Here is a 16103-nt window from a genome sequence, read left to right as displayed (position 1 = left end):
AAATCGCCTTTTTGTGCAGGAATTTTTTTTGACTTCTCCCCTCCCTATCGTTCGGGGATTTCCAGTATCACTACTAGGTATTTCCTAATTCAACGAGATTTGCTTATGCAGACTGACTACACAAGACTGACATTCTCTCCAAAGGCTAACCCCGCAAGCCCTGCGGTTAAAATGTTTTTAGCAGCATTGATGTCTCTGTCATGTGTGGTTTTGCACTCAGGGCAATCCCAATGGCGAGTATCAAGGCTTAAAAAAGGCAAAGTAAAACCGCAATTACAGCAACGTTTAGAACTGGGGAAAAACTGGTCTATTTTGACAAGTGTTCGCCCTGCCCAATCGGCTTTGTACTCTAATTGGGTTAAGAAAGCTCCCCAAGCACAATCAGCAATGTGTTTGGCTAATCTGGGGTTTTTAATCATGTTTTTTACACGCAGCGATTCAACACAAATCACTTGGTTTTCGTTGATTAATTTACGAGATAACTTGTGCAAGTTATCCAACCGACAATCACAAATTTTGGCATGAATACGAGCTACTTTCAAACGAGCTTTGGCACGATTAGCCGAACCGAGCTTTTTACGGCTCAGAGCTTTTTGGGCTTTGGTAAGTTTGATGGCGTATTTGGCTGTCAGGCGAGGATTGTCAATTTTGAGACCACTGCTGGCAACAAACAGGTGTTTAACGCCAACATCAATACCAACGACGGTATCAGATTTTGGCAAAATTTGGTTTTCAAATTCGCACAGGCACGATACAAAATAGCGTCCTGCACAGTCTTTGGAAATGGTGATGGTGCTAGGCTTACTTGGCAGTTGCCTAGACCAACAAACATTAAGCGGTGTTTTGCTTTTGGCAATGTAGATTTTGCCGTCTGTGTATTTAAAGGCACTTTTGGTAAATTCTGACGATTGCTTATGAGTTTTCTTTTTGAATGTTGGATACTTAGCGCGACCCTCAAAGAAGTTCTTAAAAGCCGTTTGTTGGTGTCTAAGAGCTTGCTGCAAAGCAACACTGGACACATCATTCAAAAAAGCAAATTCTGGCTGTTTTTTAAGCCATGTCAATCTAGCATTGGCTTGAATATAGCCAATTTTGGCTTTGCTTTGGTAGTATTCATCAGTACGCCAACGCAAAATCGTGTTATAGACAAACCGCACACAACCAAAGGTTTGAGCAAGCAGTTTTATTTGTTCATCGGTTGGGTAAAAGCGGAATTTATAAGCACGATGTTTCATGCCTTACATTTTATCATTAAAAATGTAAGAGTACAACACCAAACAATATTCATGCGTAAGCATAGCTATGAAGTTGCCTTATATCCACTGCCTAAAGTTGGTGGTTTTACGGCAAAGGATGATAAAATTTAATAAAAATTTAATCCGTCTTTATATCAACAATGCATTAAAAAACCCATCATCAGATGGGTTTTGAGATTAGTGTACTGGCACGCCTTGTTGCTTTTGAATGTCAGTAGTGATAAATCTGTCAAGCTGCTCTTGATTTAGGTTTGATTTGATGTATTCACTAGGTTCAATGTGAACATCTTCATTGGTAGATTGAGTTTCTTTTTTTAACTGCTGACTTGCCTGAAACTCAGTCATTGCTTGTTCAATGCTCATTTGTGGATTTTCTGCCACTTTTTGCTGAAAGAACTCATAAAACTCTTGATGGTTGATGTCGCTCATGATTTACTCCTTATCATTGGGGCGGTTGTTTAAATCATCTGATGATTGTCTTTGTTTGACATACTCTAAAAATTTTGGCATTGTCATGATGTCTTTGACAAGCATATTGATAATGTTCGGATTGCCTTTTCTTTCTCGTAAACAAATTTTCTGAGTATTTTCATGTCAATCCAACCATCGTCTGTGAACTTAGGGGCGTTGTCATTTATGGTTGGCAATCTTGGCATTGATTAGTTTCTATACAGATAGATTAACATAATACCACATTAGTATCAAGGATTTTCTGCTAAATTTTTTTATGAGATTGTATAATTATTGAGTATCATCAGATGGTGCTGGGTTGGCTGACCAAAAACTCATGAGCATTGGCAATCAAAAACTCTTTAAATGCCAAAGAAGCAGGCGACAGCGAGCGGTTTTTGTGGGTATAAAGTAAAAATTTACGCTCCACCACAGGGTCGGTAATCGGTCGCATGGTCAGTCCATTTTGCTCCACCCATTCGGCAGCATACAGAAGACATAGCGTTACCCCAAGTCCCATGCGTGTCATGCCAAGTGCGGTAGATAAGAAGTTTACTTCAAAATCTGAGTTAAAAATATGGCTAGAAATGTCCGATGGTAGTTCTGTTTGTAATGCCTTGATAAAAGGACCATTTAAGGTAATCAGGCGTTCATTTAACAAATCAGTCCATGACAGCTCATCTTTTTGGGCGAATGGGTGGCTGGTTGGTAGCACCAGATAAAACGGTGAGCTAAACAAAGTATCGGCGTGCAAATCATCGCTATATGACCGCTCAGGAGCAATGCCCAAATCCGCTTCCAAGTTTTCAATATGACGCACAACATCGTCTACCGAGCAGTCGGTGAGCGTTACTTCAATATTTGGGTGTAATTCACAAAACTTGGCAATAAATTTTGGCATGGTGGATGCGGACAGCTGCTGAGAGACCGCCAAATGAACGTGCCCTTGTTGCAATGATTTTAGGCTGGCAACTTGTTCGTTGAGTACCGCCATCTCATTAAGCACACGGCGAGCCTGAGGGAGCAGTCGTCCCCCTGCATCTGACAGGTGTAATTTGCGTGTGGTGCGGTCAAACAGCTTGACATCAAGGTTTTGTTCTAGCTCTTTAATCAGTCCGCTTAAAGCAGATTGGGTCAGGCACAAAGACTCGGCGGCTTTGGTAAAGCTGTTTTGTTCGGCAACAAGCACAAAGGCTTTTAGCTGACGTAGGGTGGTACTCATATTATTTACCTTGATAAATATATAAGTAGATATTATAAATGATAATTTTTGCTTGACAAGTGTTTTTGGCGGTTGATATTTTCATTTGCTAAAATCATCTTGGTGCATTATGATAAACGGCTTGATTTTTGCATGATGGGGCAAACACTTTGGAGAGTTATTCATGCTCATATCTTTAACTTTAAATAACCTAGCACTCATAGACCGCCACGAAGTCAGTTTTGATGGGGGGTTTAATGTCATCACAGGCGAGACAGGTGCAGGTAAGTCGCTCATTTTAGATGCATTATCTTTGTGTGTGGGGGAGCGAGCGGACGCAGGGCTTGTGCGTCATGGGGCAAATGAAGCGGACGTGTTTGGTGAGTTTGATGTAACGGATAATGCTGTGGTGCAGGCGTGGTTTGCTCAACATGAGCGAGAGTTTGATGACACCTTACTCATTCGCCGTAAAGTGGGGGCAAATGGACGCTCAAAATCATGGATAAATGGTGTGCCAGCGAGTATCAGTGAGCTTAAATCTTTGGGTCATATTTTGGTAAATATTCACTCACAGCATGCAGGACTGGCATTATTAAAACCGCAATTTGTGGTGGATTGGTTGGACAGCATGGGGGGACTAACCACCCAAAAACAAGCCACCAAAGACAGCCATCATCATTGGCAAATTCTAAAAAAACAAGCTGATGAAACACACGCCATGTCCGCCCAACGTGCTGACCGCATGGCACTACTTAGCAGCAAGCTAAGTGATGTAGAGCCACTTTTGGGTGTGGATTTGGACGAAATAGAAAGCGAATACGATGAGCTGTCCAACCTTGAAAATCTCATGCAAGATGCCGTATCAGCAGTGGTGGCATTAGATAATGATGATGTGCCAAGCGTGCGAAACTTGCTTGCCAAAGCCATGAAAATCTGTGATAATCATGCTGATACAAGCCGTGTGTTTGATGAATGCAGTCAAGCGTTGATGATTGCCAGCGAGCAAATAGATGATGTTATCTCACGCCTGAGTGATTATGCTGAGCAGTCTTTGCCTGATGAGGCACGCCTAGATGAGCTAAATACGCTCATGGGACTGTCGCACCGCTTGGCAAAAAAATATCAGCTACTGCCTAATGAGCTGTCTGATGAAGCCAAAAATTGGCAAGATGAGCTTGACCGCTTAGAAAATATGCCAGATGGCGACACACTAGACAAAGAAGTTTTGCAAGCTTATGAACAATATGTGGCGTGTGCCAACAAGTTAAACACCGCTCGTCAAACGGCTGCCCCTGTGGTCTGTCAGCAGCTCCAACAAGAACTTGTCAAACTTGCTCTACCCAATGCTCATTGTGAGTTTGTCTTTGTCAAAAAACCCCAAGAGCAGTACAGCACACATGGCATGTATGACATTTCTTTGCTGTTTAGTGCGAATGTCGGTATGCCCGCTCAACCTTTGCATAAAGTTGCATCAGGTGGTGAGCTGTCTCGGATGGCGTTGGTCATGCAAGTGTTGGTGGCAGGCAAAGAGAACGTTGCTTGTCCGACATTGGTGTTTGATGAGGTGGACGTGGGTATCAGTGGGGCGACCGCTCAGGTGGTGGGGGAGCTACTTCGCAGTTTGGGTGCTCATCAGCAACTGCTTGCCATCACACATCAAGCCCAAGTTGCCGCCGCTGCCCATCGTCATTTGTTGGTTTATAAAGAACATGGCGAAAAAACCACCAGTCAAATCAGCGTGCTAGATGACGACACAAAACTAACAGAGCTGGCTCGTATGTCAGGTGGTGTCAATATCACAGATGCAACTTTGGCTCATGTAAAAAGTTTGGTTGATGACATCAATAAACCCAAAACCTAAAAATCTCATGACTTTTAAAAATCTTACCCACCACTTCTTAATCCCTAGCCCCACGATGAATGATGAACGGTTTTTTGATGCACTCATTTATGTGTGTCGGCATACCTTACAAGGGGCATGGGGTTTTATCATCAATCAACCATTAAACATCGGTTCGGTGGGGTCAATTTTAGATGAGCTGGATTTGCCTAGCTCCCAAAGAAACATGAACACGCCTGCCATGCATGGCGGTTTTGTCAGACCTGAGGCAGGTTTTGTGCTACATACAGGATTGCCTGAATATCGTTCGTCTTTTGTGATTGGTGAAAATGTGTGCTTGACCACCAGTAAGGATATTTTGCAACGCCTATCTTGTGATGAGTTGTCTCATTATCTGCTATGTATGGGCTTTTGTAATTGGCAAGCAGGACAGTTAGAGCGAGAAATCAGGCAGGGAGATTGGCTGATTTGTCCGTCTGATTTACAGATTTTGTTTGGGGCGGACTTTGCTGACAGATTGTCTTTGGCGTATCAAAAGCTGGGCATTAACCTTGATAAATACACCGACCAAATTGGGCGGGCTTGATGGATAACAAGATGGATAAACCAATCGTTGTGCTAGGGCTGGACTATGGCACAAAAAAAATGGGCATGGCAATGGCAAATACGCTGACCCAAGAGCCTACGCCATTTGATATTTTGGCGATGGATAATGGTCAGCCTGATTGGGAAAATCTGCTTGGCATGATACAGACATGGCAGGTGGGGCTGATTGTGGTGGGCTTGCCGTTAAATATGGACGGCAGTCAATCCATGCTCACCAAACGTGCTGCTAAGTTTGCTCGGCGTTTGTCGCACCGCTTGGGTGAGCGTCATATCCCTACCAAAGTATTTTTGTATGATGAGCGTCTTAGTTCCCAAGAAGCCAAATCGCTTGCGTGGGAGCGTGGTTGGATAACAGACGAAAAACAGCCCATTGATGATGTGGCAGCCTGTGTGTTATTAGATGGTTATTTTTATGCCCCACAATTTGCCATTTATGTGGGCAACTATCACGACCAAGCTGGTACAGATAAGGATAAGCCATGAACATCAACAAACAACGCCTTATCGCACTCATCAGCCATGCCATCAAGCTAGCTAACATCAGTGTGTATCTGGGGCTGATGGCAGTGATGGCGTTTTGTGTGTTTGGTACTTTGGCAAGCATGGCAAGTTTTAAAGACAGTCAGCTGATTTATGTCGCCTTTCATTATTTGCCCTATGTGTTGATAGGTTTTTCTGTGCCTGTGAGCGTGTATTTGTGGTGGCTACTTTCACGCTATAAAGTGGTGCAGGCGGGGATATTGCTACTCATCTTAGCCACAGGGGTGGGCGGTGGCATCATCAGTGCGGTGTTTTATGCTGTGGATGGTGTGGGAACACGATTTTTTATGAGTGTGTTTTTGACCATGATGGCGTGGTTTGGTATGCCTTATCTATTTCGGGTCAATTTAAAAAAGTTTTTAAAATTTTTACAAGACACCACCACGCCCTAAGTTATCGCCTGCTACCAATGATATAAGCTGCCAAATCTTTAACTGTGTTGTCGTCATCATTGAGACAGTTACTGACAATCTTGATAAGCTCATCATCACCAAGCTCGTTCATCTCGTCCAGCTCATCAAGGGCGGTCTCTCTAATGAGCGGGTGGGGGTCGTCAAGATAAGCGATGAGTGCGTCTTTGTGCGCCATTCCCAGCCGTTTGGCAAAATAAATCACACTGGCACTGCGTACATAGGCATTGGCGTGATGTAGATAAGGGGCGATTTTATCCAAATGGGGCTGACTGATACCACTAAGTGAGTTGATGGTGGCAAATATGACCCAGTCATCAAAGCGGTCTAGTAAGGGCAATAAAAACGCTTGTCTGTCAATGCCCAGTCCATCAAAATCAATGTCCTTATCCGCCCAAGATAACGCCCGAATGATGGCACATTGGCGTACTGATGAAAAGCTGTCAAAGTGTTCAAGCGTCCACTGACTATGGTCTTTTAACAGACAAAACGCCAACTCATCATAATACTCGCTGTCATTGGCAATCTCTACCATAAACAGTGCCAAAAGTTCAGGTAGGGATTTGTCATTTAGGCGAATGATGGGTGTGTGTTTCATGGCGTGTTTTGATGGTCATGGTTTTGCTTGGTGTGATGTATTATAATGTATGTTTTATTGGATAAAACATTTTTGGACATTTTATGACCGCCCAAACCATCAGCCACACCTTAGACACCACAGGACTGATATGTCCTGAGCCGATTATGCTACTGCACAAAACCATACGCCAAGCCAAAAGTGGCGAGCATATCAAGATTTTGGCGACCGACCCTGCCACCACCAGAGACATTCCCAATTTTTGTCGTCATTTGGGGCATGAACTGCTTGAACACAGTCAAGAGGGTGAGATGTATCATTATTTGATTGCTAAAAAATAAGGTCAGCCATGAGTAAAACCCGAGCCACCAAACCCCGCCTGCCATCTTTGACCATCACCGATGACGACCCACCGTTTTTGACTGAGTTTCGGATTGCCATGTTGGCACGGGGATTGGCGACACGCACACGCAATGCCTATATCCGTGATTTAAGAGTGTGTATGCAAAGCACGGACAAACCCTTAAACCAATGGCAAGAAAGTGATGTGATTAACTGCCTGCATTATCTGACCGCTCAAGACAAGTCTCCACGCACCCAAGCTCGTATGTTGGCAAGTTTACGACAGTTTTTTTTGTGGCAGGTGGGCGATGGTTTGCGAGAGGATAATCCCTGTGAGCACATCAAAAACCCCAAAGTTGGCAAGCCCTTACCAAAAACACTCTCAGAAGATGACATCACTCGTCTTTTGGACAGCCCTGATACGACAGCGATTTTGGGACTGCGTGACAAAGCCATGTTGGAGGTCATGTATGCTTGCGGACTGCGTGTGTCAGAACTGGTTAATCTGTCGCTTGATGAGGTGAATCTGTCATCAGGCTGGCTACAAATCACTGGCAAGGGCAATAAAATGCGACTGATACCGCTTGGCGAATATGCCCTAAATGCCCTAAAATCCTATTTGGTACGCCGTGGTGAGCTACAACCTGTTGGCAAAGCAGACTGTCAGGCGGTGTTTTTGACTGAGCAGGGTGGCTATATGACTCGCCATAATTTTTGGCATTTGATTAAAAAATATACTGCTCTTGCTGACATTCAAACCGATGTATCCCCACACACACTTCGTCATGCTTTTGCCACGCATTTGCTCAATCATGGGGCGGATTTGCGTAGTGTGCAGTTACTGTTGGGGCATAGTGATTTGTCCACCACGCAGATTTATACTCATGTGGCGACCGCCAGATTGCAAAGTTTGCATGAAGAGCATCACCCTAGGGGCTGATTATTGCTCCATTTAGTCATAGAAATATAATACTGCCACGGTTTTACCATTGATTTGATAAGGATAAAACATTTCATAATCGCCATTTTGTAAGCTTTGGTGCGGGGTGGTGCGACCGTCAAACATTTCATCTAAGATGGTTTTTGTGGTGGTATCCGTAGTAAAAATAAAATCGGATTTTTTTAGATATTCTTTTGTGCCATCTGTGGTCTGTGTGTCTAAATAGGTGATGTTGTGATTGCTAATATCAATTTGACTGGGCGTGCCTGTGTGCGTGGGTACAGATTTTGATTCACCAAAAGCAAGATAAACGCTGTTATCGCCAATCTTATCAGGGGTGATGATGGTGGTTTGTCTGATGTTGGTGTTGGTGGCTTGCAGTATTTCAATTTGCAACAAAACTTGTTTAATCCATGCTTCATCAAAACGGTATTTTTCCAAAAACGCCAAGCCGTCATGATGGCTTTGTATCAGTTGTTGGGCTGATTGCTCCATGAGTGCAAATCTTTTGTGTTGCAGGGAATAATCACCAAAAAACAGACCAACTACAAGCAACAAAAACACCATAATTATTGCACCAACATAGCGTTTTAGCGAAGTTTGAGTGGGCTGAGTGTCATTGGTTATCTTGGCGAGATACTCTTTTTGTTTGGCGATATAAGTTAGGTTGAGCATGACATTTAAAATAAATGACCCCACCAACATGATTAAAATGCCAAAAAGGCTCATCTCAAAGATGTTTTTGATGTTGGTTTGAGATATTTTTAAGTCAAATACTACAATCAAAATGATTGCAAACACACAATAGATGAGCAATAAAATGCTTGTCAGAGCAATGATGTTGGTGGCTTTGATGAGTTGTTTGTGTATCATGAATTGCCCTTGGTTTGCTGCATTATCTTTTAGATTATATCTTAAAATAAGGTGTGTGTTTGACTGATAAAAAATTTTCATAATGTGTATAAAAAACCGCCCAAAAGAGCGGTTTTTTGTTGGTGGATATTAGGCTTTGATGTGGGAGATTTTTTGTTCTACCACGAGGGCATCAGGGTCGCCTGCCACCGCTTCACGTTTGACCAGCATAAAAAATGCCAATGCCGTCAAAACAGTCAGTCCAATACCAATATAGACCGATAGGGTGTAATCCAGCCCAAAGCCGATTTTATTATAAGCAAGGAAGGTGTAACACGCCGTACTCATAAAGATGGCAGGGAGCGTGCAAATCCAGTGGAATTTGCGATAACGGTACAAATATCCTGCTGCCGTCCACAGCATGACCACCGCAACGGTTTGGTTTGCCCAGCTAAAATACCGCCACAAAATCTGAAAATCCACTTTTGAGACGATAAAGCCAATCACAAATAGCGGAATGGCAATCCACAAACGTTTTAGTAGCGTGCGTTGCTCCATGTTTAAAAACTCAGCAATGATAAGCCGTGCTGCTCTAAATGCGGTGTCGCCAGAGGTAATCGGCAGTACCACCACGCCCAAAACTGCAAAGATGCCACCGATTGTTCCAAGATAAGCGATGGAGCTGTCATAGACCACTTTTGAGGGTGAGCCTGCTTTGATGGCTTCTTGTAAGCTGGGTAAATCAGGATAGAAAGACATACCAACCGCACACCAAATCAGGGCGATGATGCCTTCGGTAATCATGGCACCATAAAAAATAAAGCGACCTTCGGACTCATTCATGGCACATCTTGCCATCAAGGGCGTTTGGGTGGCGTGAAAGCCTGACAATGCCCCGCAGGTGATGGTTAAAAACAGCAAAGGCCAGATGGGCAAATCCCCCTTAGGTTGTAAGTTTTGAAAAAAGCTCTCTACACTAAGACCGCCCATGCTATTAAAGAAATAATCGCCTTGTCCGCCAAGCTCGTTTTTGACCAAACCATAAGTCATGCCCAGCGACATAAAGAGCAGTAGCCCACCAAAGAAAGGATAAATTCTGCCAATGATTTTATCAATTGGTAGCAAGGTGGCAATGATATAATAAATAAAAATAATCGCCGTCCACACCACAATAATCATCTCTTTGGTCATGCCAAAAGCGGTATCGGTGGCAGCTTGGGTGGCTTGGGTGATGGCTTCGGCATTGTTCACCGAAACTGCACCAGTGGCACCGCTACCAAAGGTGTCCATGGTGATGGAGCTAAGCAGTTGGGCAGGGCTTGCCACAAAAACCACACCGACCAGTATCAGCAGAACCACCGCCAATAGGTTGATAAAATGCTTGATGGGTTGACCTAGGTATTTGCCTGTCAAATAAGGCATACTTGCCCCACGGTTGCGTACTGAAAGCATGCCACACATATAGTCATGAACTGCCCCCGCAAAGATACAGCCCAGCACAATCCACAACATTGCCACAGGACCGTATAACGCTCCCAAGATAGGTCCAAATATCGGACCTGTGCCTGCAATGTTAAGTAGCTGAATGAGCCAAATGCGTCCTTTGGACATGGGTATATAGTCCACGCCGTCTGCCATGGTGTAGGCAGGCGTGTTTTTATTGGGGTTGATGACAAAGATTTTTTCTATAATTTTGCCATAAACAAAATAACCTGTTACCAAAACGGCAACACAAAAGAAAAACCACAACATAACCGCTCCTTTGGGTTGTTGTTTGATAAAACCGCCCTGTTTGGACGGTTGTTTTTTTGGGGTTGAAGGTGAGATTTTTGCTAAAAATCATCTCATTTTGTCATGTTAAAAGCCCATCGTCAAGGGGGTATTTGGTGGGTGATTACGGCTTTTATGAGCATGATTTTTATGGCAAATATTTAATGATTTGGGTGTCTGTTTCTCATCACCTCCCACAGTACCATACCTGTTGCCACACTGACATTAAGACTTTGGGGGCGGTGGGTGCTGTCGGTCATCGGAATATAAACGAGCGTATCACACAGCTCGCCTGTCAGTCGTCTAAGCCCTTCACCTTCTGAGCCCATGATGATGGCGATTTTACCGCTAAAATCACAGCGTTGTAGGGGCTTGGCGGTATCATCAAGTGCCGTACCAAACACAAACACCCCTTTTGCTTTGAGTGTTTCAATACAGCGTGCCAGATTGGTTACTGCCACCACTGCCACACTTTCTGCCCCACCAACGGACACTTTGGCGACGGTAGGTGTTAGTCCCACACTTTGATGACGTGGCGTGATGACAGCTGATACACCAAGGGCGGCAGATGTGCGAAGGATTGCCCCAAAATTGTGTGGGTCGGTGATTTGGTCAAGTATCAAAAACACAGAGTCCTCGCTAACAAAATCGTCCAAAGTATGCTCATCTAGCACAGGACGGGTGCGAGCCGACAGTACCACGCCTTGATGTTGGGTGCTACCACACAGCTCATTTAGGCTGTCTTTGTGGGCAGTCTGTACCGACACGCCAGCAGATTTGGCAAGGGCGACAATCTCATCATGCTCACGATTGGTATGGTTGTCATAGCTTTGTACAAACAATGCCAAAGCATCGTGCGGACGTGTGGACAAAATCGCTTTGACAGCGTGAATGCCATAAAAATGGGGCGTGCTAGGCTTTTTTTTGTCATGCTTTTGGGATTTTTTTGGGGTGGCTTTGGATTTGTGTTTGGTGGTCATAAAAGTTTTCCGATACGCTTGTGGTGTTTATTTTACCCCAGTTTTGTGAGAATTTTCATGATTGCCTTGAAATTTTCACACCGAACCTTTATCAAGATAGGGATTTTATTTTTAGTGAGCAAAATGTCATGAGCGAGCAAGAATTATCCCAAAACCCCCAAAGCACCGACACCCAAAACGACAGTGCCGAAAATGCTGATACCACCGCCAGCGAGCTAGAAGCACTGATTGCTAAGATTGAAGGCTTGGAAAACGACGTCAAACAAGCCAAAGAAGCACAAGCTCGTGCCAATGCTGAGTCCTACAACGCCCAACGCCGTATGGAGCAAGAAACCGACAAAGCCAAAAAGTTTGCCCTACAAAAATTCGCCAAAGAGCTGCTTGATGTGGTGGACAACTTAGAGCGTGCCATTGCCAACATCACCGATGACGCCACCAAAGAGGGCGTGGAGCTGACCTATAAATCTTTGCTTGGCGTGCTAGAAAAAAATGGCGTGGTGGCAGTTGGGGCGGTGGGCGACGCCTTTAATCCTGATGTCCATGAAGCGGTAGGCGTACTGCCTGACACCGAAAAAGACGTGATTGGGCAAGTGCTGCAAAAAGGCTACACCCTAAACGAACGCACCCTAAGACCTGCGATGGTGATGGTTGGGGCTTAACGGTGGGAGAGCTGTCCATAGGACTGATGATGTGTCAAGCCTTGGGCGGTTTTGCTGTGGGCGAGCATTGTTTGTCCCAAAAAGACATCATCGCCATCTTTGATGTCGTGGGCTATGAATACCGCCCCAAACAATACGATTTTTATGATGTAAATTGTTTGGGGGATGAACAAGATTGCACCTTGACTAAACACAACATTGAATTTGTCAAAGACATCAATGGCGACAACGCCCCCGAAGTACTTATCACTGACAGCAATGTCTTTAAATATGGGGTAACAGGCACAGGTTTTAGCCTACTGAGCCAAAATAAATCAAGTTATCAGGTGCTGATTGGTGAGATGGCAGGCATTTATCAGTCTTTATCCACACGGGGCAAAAATGGCTATCCTGATGTGATGGTGGGCGGACGTGGTTTTTGCTTTGGGGTGTGGCGGTATGATGGCAAACAATACACCCTAAACCGCCATGCCACTTTTGATGGCAAAGTATGCACGCCTTGACAAAATCAAAAAAAACACCTTGGGATTTTATTTTAATTTTCAATGGCTTAAAACTAAAAAATTCCCAAAAAAATTTTTAAAAATTTGTCAAGTTTTCCCTTGAAAAGCAAAATTTGATACAGATATAACAAACAAGTTTGGCAAAAGCCAAAATCTAAACGAAAATCGGAGAAAAACTATGAGTAAAGTTATTGGTATTGACCTAGGTACAACCAACTCTTGTGTGGCAGTCCTAGAAGGCAGCAACGTCAAAGTGATTGAAAACGCTGAAGGCGCTCGCACCACCCCATCTATTGTCGCTTTTAAAGACGGTGAAACCTTGGTTGGTCAAGCTGCCAAACGTCAAGCGGTTACCAACCCACAAAACACCTTATTTGCCGTTAAGCGTTTGATTGGTCGTCGTTATGATGAGCAAGCGGTGCAAAAAGACATCGGACTTGTGCCTTACAAAATCGTCAAAGCTGACAACGGCGATGCATGGGTAGAAGTCAATGGCAAAAAACAAGCTCCACCACAAATCTCTGCTGAAGTTTTGAAAAAAATGAAAAAAACCGCAGAAGATTATTTGGGCGAGCCTGTAACCGAAGCGGTCGTTACTGTACCTGCTTATTTTAATGACGCTCAGCGTCAAGCCACCAAAGATGCCGGTAAAATCGCAGGTTTGGACGTTAAACGTATCATCAATGAGCCAACCGCTGCTGCCCTTGCTTTTGGTATGGACAAAAAAGAAGGCGACCGCACCATCGCTGTGTATGACTTAGGTGGTGGTACTTTTGACGTGTCTATCATTGAGATTGCTGATGTGGACGGCGAACAGCAGTTTGAAGTGCTTTCTACCAATGGGGATACTTTCTTGGGTGGTGAAGACTTTGACATTGCTCTGATTGATTACTTGGTAGATGAGTTCAAAAAAGAGCAAAACGTCAATCTAAAAGGCGACCCTTTGGCAATGCAACGCCTAAAAGAAGCTGCTGAAAAAGCCAAGATTGAGCTATCATCTGCGACCAGTACTGAAGTAAACTTGCCTTATATTACCGCAGATGCCACAGGTCCTAAGCACCTTGTTGTTACCATCAGCCGTGCCAAGCTAGAAGCCTTGACCGAAGAATTGGTGGCTCGCACCATCGCTCCTTGTAAGATTGCCCTAGAAGACGCTGGGCTTTCTGCCAGCGACATTGATGATGTGATTTTGGTGGGCGGTCAAAGCCGTATGCCATTGGTTCAGCAAAAAGTGCAAGAATTCTTTGGCAAAGAGCCACGCAAAGACGTGAACCCTGACGAAGCGGTGGCAATAGGTGCAGCCATTCAAGGTGCGGTACTTTCTGGCGACAAAAAAGACGTACTTTTGCTTGATGTTACCCCACTTACCCTAGGTATTGAGACCATGGGCGGTGTGATGACAGCGATTATTGAAAAGAACACCATGATTCCTACCAAAAAATCACAAGTGTTCTCAACGGCTGCTGATAACCAACCTGCGGTAAGCATTCAGGTGTATCAAGGTGAGCGTAAAATTGCCAACCAAAACAAACTTTTGGGCAACTTTGACTTGACTGACATTCCGCCTGCACCACGTGGCGTACCACAGATTGAAGTTACCTTTGACATCAACGCTGATGGTATCATGAATATCTCAGCCAAAGACAAAGGCACAGGCAAATCACAATCCATCCAAATCAAAGCTGACAGCGGTCTGTCCGAAGCCGAGATTGAAGAGATGATTCGTAACGCCGAAGCCAATGCCGAAGCGGATAAGAAATTTGCTGAGCTGGCAAACGCTCGTAACGAAGCCGATGGTCGCATTGCCGCCGTTCAAAAAGCTCTCAAAGAAAATGGCGATAAAGCCACTGATGACGAGAAAAAAGCGGTTGAAACTGCCATCAGCGAGCTAGAACTTGCCACCAAAGAAGACGATGTGGACGCAATCAAGTCTAAACTTGAAGCACTTGACAACGCCTTCTTGCCAATCGGCACTAAGATTTATAGTCAAGAACAAGGCGGAGCTAACCCAACAGACTTTGCCCAAGGGGCAGGAGCAAGCCAAAGCCAAGCCAAAGATGACGGCGTGGTGGATGCTGAGTTTACCGAAGTCAAAGACAAATAATCTTAGTCTTAATCAAAAACACCGCTCAAAGATGGGCGGTGTTTTTTTAGATTTATATTATATAAAACCATTAAAAATCTAAAAAATTATTTAGAGTATTTGGACTTAATGATAACTGCTAAAAAATTTTTAATTTTTTTGTAAGATTTCCCACTCATGCATTGTCTAACTCTTATCACAAACTTGTGATACAATGGTTATTTTAATTTTCACTCATGTTAAGGTAAGGACAACTTATGTCAAACACCAAAAAAATCACAGGTCTTGCCATGGCAAGCGTATTGGCAACTGGCTTGACTGCATGTGCAACTAACGGTGCTCAAATGGAAAATCAGGCCACCGCCAAACCTATGGCACAAGGCTATCAAAACCATGCCCATAAATCTGCCGAAGCCAAATGCGGAGAGGCTAAATGTGGTGGAGCAAAATCTAGCGAAGCCAAATGCGGAGAGGCTAAATGTGGTGGCAAAACTGCCCATGCCAGCTGTGGCGGACATGCAGATAAAAATGCTCACGCCAGTTGTGGGGCAAAATCTGAAAAATCAGCAACTGCCAGCTGTGGTGGTCATGCCAATAAAAACGCCAACGCCAGCTGTGGTGGTGCAAAATAATTGATTTGTCTGACGATGGCAAAGCCTTTTTGGTTTTGTCATCTTGTTTATCTAAGGTATGGCATGAAACGATTGACGATGATTTTGGCGATGTTGATGGCATTGACCGCTTGCACCAGCTCTGCCAGTCATGAAACACAAACCGCTCAACAAGAGCAAAACAGCCAAACACAACAGCAAAGCCAGCCAAAACAGGCAGGCATTTGGATTGATGTACGTACTTTTCATGAGTACCAATCAGGACATTTAAAAGACAGTTTAAACATCCCCATAGAGATGATTGCTGACAAAATCGCTGACATTGAGCCTAACAAAAACGCACCCATTCATCTATATTGTCGCAGTGGCAACCGTGCCGAAGTCGCTCGCCAAACTTTGACAAATATGGGCTATACTCATGTTGTCAATCACGGCGGTTATGATGAGCTCATCAGACAAGGCTATCAATGATTAATATTGGAA

The 16103-nt window shown here is 44.1% G+C and carries 18 protein-coding genes; 11 read left to right on the top strand and 7 right to left on the bottom strand.

What is annotated here, in order from left to right:
• Positions 1-116: 116 nt before the first annotated feature.
• The 3 genes from CEW93_RS06045 to CEW93_RS06035 all read right to left on the bottom strand — a co-directional run bounded on the left by CEW93_RS06045 (position 117) and on the right by CEW93_RS06035 (position 2928).
• Positions 117-1235 (bottom strand): RNA-guided endonuclease TnpB family protein, encoded by a 1119-nt coding sequence (locus CEW93_RS06045; RefSeq protein WP_089539552.1) that lies wholly within the window; start codon positions 1233-1235, stop codon positions 117-119.
• A 198-nt stretch (positions 1236-1433) separates the two neighbouring features.
• The gene (locus CEW93_RS06040; protein WP_089539551.1) at positions 1434-1685 is read right to left on the bottom strand and encodes a hypothetical protein; all 252 of its coding nucleotides are present in this window, start codon (positions 1683-1685) and stop codon (positions 1434-1436) included.
• Between the two features lie 325 nt (positions 1686-2010).
• Positions 2011-2928 carry a LysR family transcriptional regulator gene (locus CEW93_RS06035; protein WP_089539550.1) on the bottom strand — a complete coding sequence of 306 codons (918 nt, stop codon included), beginning with the start codon at positions 2926-2928 and terminating at the stop codon, positions 2011-2013.
• 163 nt (positions 2929-3091) lie between these two features.
• Between CEW93_RS06035 and recN the strand changes: the two genes are divergently transcribed.
• From recN to CEW93_RS06015, 4 genes are read left to right on the top strand one after another with little or no spacing between them, the layout of a single operon-like run.
• Positions 3092-4768 carry a DNA repair protein RecN gene (gene recN, locus CEW93_RS06030; RefSeq protein WP_089539549.1) on the top strand — a complete coding sequence of 559 codons (1677 nt, stop codon included), beginning with the start codon at positions 3092-3094 and terminating at the stop codon, positions 4766-4768.
• A 7-nt stretch (positions 4769-4775) separates the two neighbouring features.
• Positions 4776-5333: a YqgE/AlgH family protein gene (locus CEW93_RS06025; protein ID WP_089539601.1), complete on the top strand. Its 558-nt coding sequence runs from the start codon at positions 4776-4778 to the stop codon at positions 5331-5333.
• 11 nt (positions 5334-5344) lie between these two features.
• On the top strand, positions 5345-5836 hold the full coding sequence (gene ruvX, locus CEW93_RS06020; protein ID WP_089539600.1) for a Holliday junction resolvase RuvX: 492 nt from the start codon (positions 5345-5347) through the stop codon (positions 5834-5836).
• Entirely contained in the window at positions 5833-6285 is a 453-nt protein-coding gene (locus CEW93_RS06015; RefSeq protein WP_089539548.1) for a hypothetical protein, read from the top strand. The genes ruvX and CEW93_RS06015 overlap by 4 nt, the downstream gene beginning before the upstream one ends.
• A 1-nt stretch (position 6286) precedes the next feature.
• Here CEW93_RS06015 and CEW93_RS06010 read toward each other — a convergent pair whose 3' ends face one another.
• Positions 6287-6901: a HEAT repeat domain-containing protein gene (locus tag CEW93_RS06010; protein WP_089539547.1), complete on the bottom strand. Its 615-nt coding sequence runs from the start codon at positions 6899-6901 to the stop codon at positions 6287-6289.
• Positions 6902-6984: 83 nt separating this feature from the next.
• Here CEW93_RS06010 and tusA point away from each other — a divergent pair, with 83 nt between their 5' ends.
• Both tusA and xerD read left to right on the top strand, forming a co-directional pair.
• The gene (tusA, locus tag CEW93_RS06005; RefSeq protein WP_089539546.1) at positions 6985-7221 is read left to right on the top strand and encodes a sulfurtransferase TusA; all 237 of its coding nucleotides are present in this window, start codon (positions 6985-6987) and stop codon (positions 7219-7221) included.
• 8 nt (positions 7222-7229) lie between these two features.
• Positions 7230-8162 (top strand): site-specific tyrosine recombinase XerD, encoded by a 933-nt coding sequence (gene xerD, locus CEW93_RS06000; protein ID WP_089539545.1) that lies wholly within the window; start codon positions 7230-7232, stop codon positions 8160-8162.
• 12 nt (positions 8163-8174) lie between these two features.
• Here xerD and CEW93_RS05995 read toward each other — a convergent pair whose 3' ends face one another.
• The 3 genes from CEW93_RS05995 to rlmB all read right to left on the bottom strand — a co-directional run bounded on the left by CEW93_RS05995 (position 8175) and on the right by rlmB (position 11764).
• On the bottom strand, positions 8175-9035 hold the full coding sequence (locus tag CEW93_RS05995; RefSeq protein WP_143822763.1) for a hypothetical protein: 861 nt from the start codon (positions 9033-9035) through the stop codon (positions 8175-8177).
• A gap of 129 nt (positions 9036-9164) precedes the next feature.
• Complete coding sequence (locus tag CEW93_RS05990) at positions 9165-10766, bottom strand: carbon starvation protein A (protein WP_089539543.1); 1602 nt, start codon at positions 10764-10766, stop codon at positions 9165-9167.
• A 179-nt stretch (positions 10767-10945) separates the two neighbouring features.
• Positions 10946-11764 (bottom strand): 23S rRNA (guanosine(2251)-2'-O)-methyltransferase RlmB, encoded by an 819-nt coding sequence (rlmB, locus tag CEW93_RS05985; protein WP_089539542.1) that lies wholly within the window; start codon positions 11762-11764, stop codon positions 10946-10948.
• Between the two features lie 128 nt (positions 11765-11892).
• Between rlmB and grpE the strand changes: the two genes are divergently transcribed.
• The 5 genes from grpE (at position 11893) to CEW93_RS05960 (ending at position 16091) form a co-directional block, all read left to right on the top strand.
• The gene (grpE, locus tag CEW93_RS05980; protein WP_089539541.1) at positions 11893-12423 is read left to right on the top strand and encodes a nucleotide exchange factor GrpE; all 531 of its coding nucleotides are present in this window, start codon (positions 11893-11895) and stop codon (positions 12421-12423) included.
• A gap of 2 nt (positions 12424-12425) precedes the next feature.
• Complete coding sequence (locus tag CEW93_RS05975; protein WP_143822762.1) at positions 12426-12926, top strand: hypothetical protein; 501 nt, start codon at positions 12426-12428, stop codon at positions 12924-12926.
• Between the two features lie 178 nt (positions 12927-13104).
• Positions 13105-15030: a molecular chaperone DnaK gene (dnaK, locus tag CEW93_RS05970; protein WP_089539539.1), complete on the top strand. Its 1926-nt coding sequence runs from the start codon at positions 13105-13107 to the stop codon at positions 15028-15030.
• Positions 15031-15266: 236 nt separating this feature from the next.
• Positions 15267-15641 (top strand): hypothetical protein, encoded by a 375-nt coding sequence (locus CEW93_RS05965; RefSeq protein WP_089539538.1) that lies wholly within the window; start codon positions 15267-15269, stop codon positions 15639-15641.
• Between the two features lie 63 nt (positions 15642-15704).
• Positions 15705-16091, top strand: coding sequence for a rhodanese-like domain-containing protein (locus tag CEW93_RS05960; RefSeq protein WP_089539537.1), 387 nt, complete (start codon positions 15705-15707; stop codon positions 16089-16091).
• Positions 16092-16103: the final 12 nt, after the last annotated feature.

Origin of the sequence: Moraxella sp. VT-16-12 (assembly GCF_002224245.2) — a bacterium.
Taxonomy (GTDB): domain Bacteria; phylum Pseudomonadota; class Gammaproteobacteria; order Pseudomonadales; family Moraxellaceae; genus Moraxella.
Note: the sequence above shows the minus strand (reverse complement) of the source record. Positions and strands in the feature narration are given on the sequence as shown.

Excerpts from the sequence above, each read along its gene's own strand:
- CEW93_RS06045 (WP_089539552.1), bottom strand. The coding sequence starts at position 1,235 with ATGAAACATCGTGCTTATAAATTCCGCTTTTACCCAACCGATGAACAA.
- CEW93_RS06040 (WP_089539551.1), bottom strand. The coding sequence starts at position 1,685 with ATGAGCGACATCAACCATCAAGAGTTTTATGAGTTCTTTCAGCAAAAA.
- CEW93_RS06035 (WP_089539550.1), bottom strand. The coding sequence starts at position 2,928 with ATGAGTACCACCCTACGTCAGCTAAAAGCCTTTGTGCTTGTTGCCGAA.
- recN (WP_089539549.1), top strand. The coding sequence starts at position 3,092 with ATGCTCATATCTTTAACTTTAAATAACCTAGCACTCATAGACCGCCAC.
- CEW93_RS06025 (WP_089539601.1), top strand. The coding sequence starts at position 4,776 with ATGACTTTTAAAAATCTTACCCACCACTTCTTAATCCCTAGCCCCACG.
- ruvX (WP_089539600.1), top strand. The coding sequence starts at position 5,345 with ATGGATAAACCAATCGTTGTGCTAGGGCTGGACTATGGCACAAAAAAA.
- CEW93_RS06015 (WP_089539548.1), top strand. The coding sequence starts at position 5,833 with ATGAACATCAACAAACAACGCCTTATCGCACTCATCAGCCATGCCATC.
- CEW93_RS06010 (WP_089539547.1), bottom strand. The coding sequence starts at position 6,901 with ATGAAACACACACCCATCATTCGCCTAAATGACAAATCCCTACCTGAA.
- tusA (WP_089539546.1), top strand. The coding sequence starts at position 6,985 with ATGACCGCCCAAACCATCAGCCACACCTTAGACACCACAGGACTGATA.
- xerD (WP_089539545.1), top strand. The coding sequence starts at position 7,230 with ATGAGTAAAACCCGAGCCACCAAACCCCGCCTGCCATCTTTGACCATC.
- CEW93_RS05995 (WP_143822763.1), bottom strand. The coding sequence starts at position 9,035 with ATGATACACAAACAACTCATCAAAGCCACCAACATCATTGCTCTGACA.
- CEW93_RS05990 (WP_089539543.1), bottom strand. The coding sequence starts at position 10,766 with ATGTTGTGGTTTTTCTTTTGTGTTGCCGTTTTGGTAACAGGTTATTTT.
- rlmB (WP_089539542.1), bottom strand. The coding sequence starts at position 11,764 with ATGACCACCAAACACAAATCCAAAGCCACCCCAAAAAAATCCCAAAAG.
- grpE (WP_089539541.1), top strand. The coding sequence starts at position 11,893 with ATGAGCGAGCAAGAATTATCCCAAAACCCCCAAAGCACCGACACCCAA.
- dnaK (WP_089539539.1), top strand. The coding sequence starts at position 13,105 with ATGAGTAAAGTTATTGGTATTGACCTAGGTACAACCAACTCTTGTGTG.
- CEW93_RS05965 (WP_089539538.1), top strand. The coding sequence starts at position 15,267 with ATGTCAAACACCAAAAAAATCACAGGTCTTGCCATGGCAAGCGTATTG.
- CEW93_RS05960 (WP_089539537.1), top strand. The coding sequence starts at position 15,705 with ATGAAACGATTGACGATGATTTTGGCGATGTTGATGGCATTGACCGCT.